This is a genomic window from Phyllobacterium sp. P5_D12 (genome assembly GCF_054049495.1).
In genome coordinates this window covers 1-5,658 of record NZ_JBFUMG010000283.1, presented here as the reverse complement: position 1 = coordinate 5,658, position 5,658 = coordinate 1, and the positions used below count along the sequence as shown (strand labels likewise).

Here is a 5,658-nt window from a genome sequence, read left to right as displayed (position 1 = left end):
GAACGTGGTCGCGCTCGTAGACACTGTTGAGGATGTCGCCGATATTTTTCTTGATGCTGGCAKGCGTAATGCCGTGCTCGGTGTTATAGGCTTCCTGCTTCTCGCGGCGGCGATTGGTTTCCGCCATCGCCCGCTCCATCGAGCCGGTGACATGGTCGGCATAGAGAATGACCTTGCCGTCAATGTTGCGCGCGGCACGCCCGATCGTCTGGATTAACGAGGTTTCCGAGCGCAAAAAGCCTTCCTTGTCCGCATCGAGAATGGCGACAAAGCCGCATTCTGGAATGTCGAGACCCTCGCGAAGCAGGTTGATGCCGACGAGCACGTCAAATGTCCCAAGACGCAAATCGCGCAAAATCTCGATACGCTCCAGCGTGTCGATGTCGGAGTGCATATAGCGGACGCGGATACCCTGTTCGTGCAGATACTCTGTCAGATCTTCGGCCATACGCTTGGTGAGGACCGTTACAAGCGTGCGGTAGCCCTTCGCCGACGTTTCACGAATTTCCCCAAGAACGTCGTCCACCTGGGATTTGGCAGGACGGACTTCGACCGGCGGATCGATAAGCCCGGTTGGGCGAATGACCTGCTCGGCGAAGACGCCGCCGGATTCTTCCATCTCCCATTTGCTGGGTGTCGCCGAAACCGCAACGGTCTGTGGACGCATGGCGTCCCATTCCTCAAACCGCAACGGGCGATTGTCCATGCACGAGGGCAGGCGGAAGCCGTACTCGGCCAGCGTTGCCTTGCGCCGAAAATCGCCTTTGTACATCGCACCGATCTGCGGAACCGTTACATGGCTCTCATCGATGAAAACCAAGGCGTTGTCAGGAATATACTCGAACAGCGTGGGCGGCGGCTCCCCAGGCTTGCGACCGGTCAGGTAGCGCGAATAGTTTTCAATACCGGCGCAAGAGCCGGTTGCCTCCAACATTTCCACGTCAAAAGTACAACGTTGCTCAAGCCGCTGTGCTTCTAGCAGGCGGCCGGCTGCATTCAACTCCACCAGACGGTGTTTGAGTTCTTCCTTGATGGATTTTATCGCCTGATTGAGCGTCGGGCGCGGCGTCACATAGTGCGAGTTTGCGTAAATCTTGACCGAACGCAGGTCGCCGGTTTTTTGACCGGTAAGCGGGTCGAACTCGGTAATTGCCTCGATCTCATCGCCGAACATGGAAATGCGCCAGGCGCGATCCTCCAAGTGGGCAGGAAAAAGTTCGATCGTATCGCCACGCACACGGAATGAGCCTCGAGTAAAATCCATGTCGCGCCGTTTATACTGCTGCGCGACGAGATCTGCGAGCAGCGCTCGTTGGTCCAGACGGTCGCCGATCTTCATCTCGAAGGTCATCGCCGTATAGGTTTCGACCGAGCCGATACCGTAGATGCACGACACCGAGGCGACGATGATCACATCGTCGCGTTCAAGCAGCGAGCGGGTAGCGGAGTGGCGCATCCGGTCGATCTGCTCGTTGATCGAGGATTCCTTCTCGATATAGGTGTCGGAGCGCGGCACATAGGCTTCCGGCTGGTAATAGTCGTAATAGGAAACGAAATACTCGACCGCGTTGTTCGGGAAGAACGATTTGAACTCACCGTAAAGCTGAGCGGCCAAGGTCTTGTTGGGTGCCAGGATCAGCGCCGGACGTTGTGTTTCCTCAATGACTTTCGCCATGGTGAAGGTCTTGCCGGAACCCGTGACACCAAGCAAAACCTGAGTCTGATCATGGTCTTTGACGCCGGAAACCAGATCCTTGATAGCAGTCGGCTGATCTCCAGATGGCGTGAACTCTGTTTCCATCCGAATGGCGATGCCACCTTCGGATTTATCCGGGCGGGCTGGGCGGTGCGGTTGCCACGCGGTACCATTTTTGAAAAGCGGATTGCCGCTTTCGATCAGGGCGGATAGCGCAGCCACGGTAGCCGTTGCGCCTCCAGGCATGATGCCGGCTGCGTCTTCCAGATTGATATCCAGTCCTGCCACGGGGTTGAGGCCCGCAGCAGCGCGCGTCTTGGGATCGGTCGATCCCCCAATCGACGTCCCACGAGACGTACGCGACGCGCTGGACTCTTTGCTTGCCGGCTTCTTTGCCTTGACTGCCTTCGGCGGAGCTTTCTCGGTCTCATCGGTGATCTGCTTTGCCCAATCGCTGACGGAACCGGAAAGCGGAGTGCCTTCCAGCTCAGGTTGGGGCGCTTCGCCGAAACCGTCGGCGTTATATCTGTCAGGAGATTTAACCATAGGTTGAATATGGTGGGAGTCCGGCAAAATGGAAAGACCCGAGTGATGAAAACTGGATTTTCCAAATTTCTCCTGACAGCAGGCTGTCATGAGCAATGCAAATTTATGGGAGGAATATATGCTCGCGATGGTAGCGCAGAAATTCCGGATGGGGAGAATGGCTGCTATTTTTGGGAAGAGTAATCTTTCCTGATTCGTTGATTAGGCCGGCGATTTTGGGCTCATTACAGTGGGACGATTTCAGAATTTCATAGTCCGGGCCTATGGAAATAAGCCCATTGTCGAACATCCAGTGAATCGATTGGAGAAGCGCAATGCCGTTGTTGATGGAGTCTGGACCGAAATGTTTAACCGGTCGGATATGAGCGCATTCGATTTCACAACTGCCGTCAGGTGCCTGCATCGATATGCCCGTCATTGCACATCTCATATTGTAGGCTTTGCTGACCAGCTGCCGAAATACGCGGTCACGGAAGGTGCGGGATGTCAGGATACGGTCGCGCTCGACGGATTCCGGTGGGTCCTCGGCAAAACCATAGGAAGCCGTTCCCACTAGCTGCTCTTCTTCTTCGCTCCAGTTGAAGCCAGTTCTCTCGAATTTTTTATATTCTTCATTGGAGAGCGCGCGAACTTGCTGCTGGATCGTATGCGAATTCATCCTGCCATCCGACTGCACCATGCTCTTTTCGAAATAGAATTTCTTGTCGAGCTGGAAACCAGGGACGCTGAACGGCACCGTCTCTTCAAGTTCGAGATATTGTTCAAGCGATGCTTCGGAATATCCCGGGCGACCCGCCAGCGGATGGACGGAAGTGACGCGCGCAGTCGCGAAATATCCCGTCGACCCTATGACACGCGTACCTGCGCGAGGTGCGGGTTGGTAGTATATGATCCAGTCGTCCAGTGCGTCGCGAACAATCTTGAGATACTTGTCGCGGAAACGGTAGCGCCTGTCGTGGCCTCCGGGGGCAGCTTCCTCATCTGTCAGCTTGATTTGAAATATTGCGTGCATTTAGCCGGGATTTGCCTGTTGAAACCGTGGTTTGTTCAACATGGCGATATCGTGCAGTAAGCGAAACGCATCCGAAATTGTATTTTCGGGCGTCTTGCTCAATCTGAAATGGCAACCTCTCAGCCGTAGCGGAGCTTCAGCCCGAGAATTGTGAGAATAAGCAAGAGGGTTACACCATTTGCTGCCATGACCGGCCAGGAACTGATCATCACTCCGTAAAACAGCCAGAGCAGGACTCCGAGGGAGAGAAACGTTGGTGACGAGAGAAATGCTGTCCGTCTGGCGGTGCCGGACAATTTTGATGATCTGGGGGATCCAGCACAGTGTAGTGATCGCGGCAGCAAGGCTACCAACAAGCTCGATGTAGATTGGCACGGGTGAAACTTTCAGAGGAATGGATCTAAATCTATAATTGGCGATATTCGCTTGAGAAATATAGCGGAATCATGTTCCGAGGCGATCGTTTCACATAAATATTCGCACCGCATACGCGATTATACGATCAATGGATCGCGCCCCATGTTGAGATGCAGTTCGTGGCCTTCATAGGCATGGGCCGCCGCCACCTTTTCATCCAGCTCCACGCCGAGGCCCGGTTCCGACGACGGAACGACATATCCGTCTTCCCATTGAATCGGTTTCTTCAGAATATCGGCGTGGAAGCCGCCGAAAGCCTGGATACATTCGAGAATAAGAAAGTTCGGGCTGCAGGTTGATATCTGAATGTTGGCGGCACCGACGATCGGGCCGCAATAGAGGTGCGGCGCGATCTGGGCGTGGAAAGTTTCTGCCATCCCGGCGATCTTCTTTGCTTCCAGTATGCCGCCGACGCGGCCAAGATTCATTTGCAGGATGTTTGCAGCCTGGTTCACCAGCAGGCGCTGAAACTCATACTTCGTTGTCAGGCGCTCACCGGAAGCAATCGGGATCGACGTATGCTGCTGCACATAGCCCATATTCTCCGGCATATCCGGCGGTACTGGCTCTTCCAGCCATAGGGGATCATACGGTTCCAGACGTTTTGCCAGCCGGACAGCGCTGGTTGGGGTCATCTGACCATGAGTTCCGAATAAAAGATCAGCCTTGGAACCGACGGCTTCACGAACCAGCCGCGCGAATTTCTCACCAAGATCAAGCTGTTCCAGCGACAGTTGACGCGGGTCGAACGACGTATAAGGGGCGACCGGATCGAACTTCACCGCCGTATAGCCTTGCGCGACGTATTCTGCCGCCCGCTCGGCAGAGGCTTCGGCGTCCCAGTAAATGGCCGACGTCTCACCCAGTTCCGGCTTGGGATAGATGTAGGTGTAGCTGCGCAGCCGTTCATGCACCTTGCCACCGAGCAGTTCGTACACCGGCTTGTCGGCTTCCTTGCCGATGATATCCCAGCAGGCCATTTCAAGCGCCGACACCGCGCCCATGATCGTCACATCGGGGCGCTGGGTAAAGCCGCTGGAATAGGCGCGGCGAAAGAACCGCTCGATATGGTGAGGGTCCTCGCCGATAAGCCAGCGCTCGGCTACGTCTTCGACGACCCTACGCATGACTTGCGGGCTGATGGTCGAATTGTAAGCCTCGCCATAGCCGACTACACCTGAATCGGTGGTGAGTTTGACGAAGAGAAACCATGTCCCACCGAAAGAAGGCGGCGGATTGCCAACCACGAAGGTTTTGACATCTGTGATTTTCATGATCCCTCCGGATGCTCACTATCGATCAGACTAGGCCACACTTCGTGCCATGCCGAAACCACGCAGCGACCCGCACTGTCGGGTTTCCGACAGTTCTTGTATCGGGCCCTTTCCAAATCTGCCGCTGCAAAGCATCATGCTGCAAATCCGCATTGATCGATGGAGACAGCAGTTGAGCGAACAAACCAAACCTATCGGCGAATTGACGCTGCGTACACTGGCGATGCCGGCCGATGCGAACGCAGCGGGGGACATTTTCGGCGGCTGGGTCATGGCACAGATGGATTTGTCCTGCGGTATCAGGGCTGCTGAACGAGCAAGGGGCAGGGTGGTGACCGCCGCGGTCAAGGAAATGGCCTTCGCAAAACCGGTCAAGATCGGCGACACATTGTGCGTCTATACACATATAGACCGCGTCGGACGCACTTCGATTACGTTAAAGGTCGAGGCCTGGGCACAACGCTACCTCTCGGATCTGATGGAACGCGTTACGCACGCCGATTTCGTGATGGTTGCCCTCGACAAGGAGGGCAACCCGACGCCAGTGCCGGGCGAGCGCTAGCCGCCGATCATATATTTGTCCCAGAAACCGGCCTCTGATTCGATCTGTTCGACCACGTCGATCCACAGGCCGGAGGGATCATGAAACCCGAAACGGCGTTGCCCGAAAGGCTCGTCCGTCAACGGATACTCGATTTTCAGACCGGTAGCGC

Annotated in this window: 5 protein-coding genes; 1 reads left to right on the top strand and 4 read right to left on the bottom strand. The window is 55.5% G+C overall.

Annotation, left to right across the window (positions count from 1 at the left end):
• The 4 genes from uvrB to ACXJ5O_RS17135 all read right to left on the bottom strand — a co-directional run.
• The coding region (gene uvrB, locus ACXJ5O_RS17150) for an excinuclease ABC subunit UvrB (RefSeq protein ID WP_457300938.1) at positions 1 to 2,242 on the bottom strand (2,242 nt) is incomplete at its 3' end.
• Positions 2,243 to 2,345: 103 nt separating this feature from the next.
• On the bottom strand, positions 2,346 to 3,254 hold the full coding sequence (locus ACXJ5O_RS17145) for an HNH endonuclease (protein ID WP_457300937.1): 909 nt from the start codon (positions 3,252 to 3,254) through the stop codon (positions 2,346 to 2,348).
• Positions 3,255 to 3,629, bottom strand: a complete 375-nt coding sequence (locus ACXJ5O_RS17140) for a SemiSWEET family sugar transporter (protein WP_457300936.1) — start codon at positions 3,627 to 3,629, stop codon at positions 3,255 to 3,257.
• Between the two features lie 119 nt (positions 3,630 to 3,748).
• A complete protein-coding gene (locus ACXJ5O_RS17135; protein ID WP_457300935.1) occupies positions 3,749 to 4,945 on the bottom strand; it encodes a mandelate racemase/muconate lactonizing enzyme family protein in 1,197 nt (398 codons plus the stop codon).
• A gap of 223 nt (positions 4,946 to 5,168) precedes the next feature.
• Between ACXJ5O_RS17135 and ACXJ5O_RS17130 the strand changes: the two genes are divergently transcribed.
• Positions 5,169 to 5,507, top strand: coding sequence for an acyl-CoA thioesterase (locus tag ACXJ5O_RS17130; RefSeq protein ID WP_112530761.1), 339 nt, complete (start codon positions 5,169 to 5,171; stop codon positions 5,505 to 5,507).
• The last annotated feature ends 151 nt before the right edge of the window (positions 5,508 to 5,658 follow it).

Coding starts and splice junctions, on each gene's coding strand:
- ACXJ5O_RS17145 (WP_457300937.1), bottom strand. CDS start 3,254: ATGCACGCAATATTTCAAATCAAGCTGACAGATGAGGAAGCTGCCCCC.
- ACXJ5O_RS17135 (WP_457300935.1), bottom strand. CDS start 4,945: ATGAAAATCACAGATGTCAAAACCTTCGTGGTTGGCAATCCGCCGCCT.
- ACXJ5O_RS17130 (WP_112530761.1), top strand. CDS start 5,169: ATGCCGGCCGATGCGAACGCAGCGGGGGACATTTTCGGCGGCTGGGTC.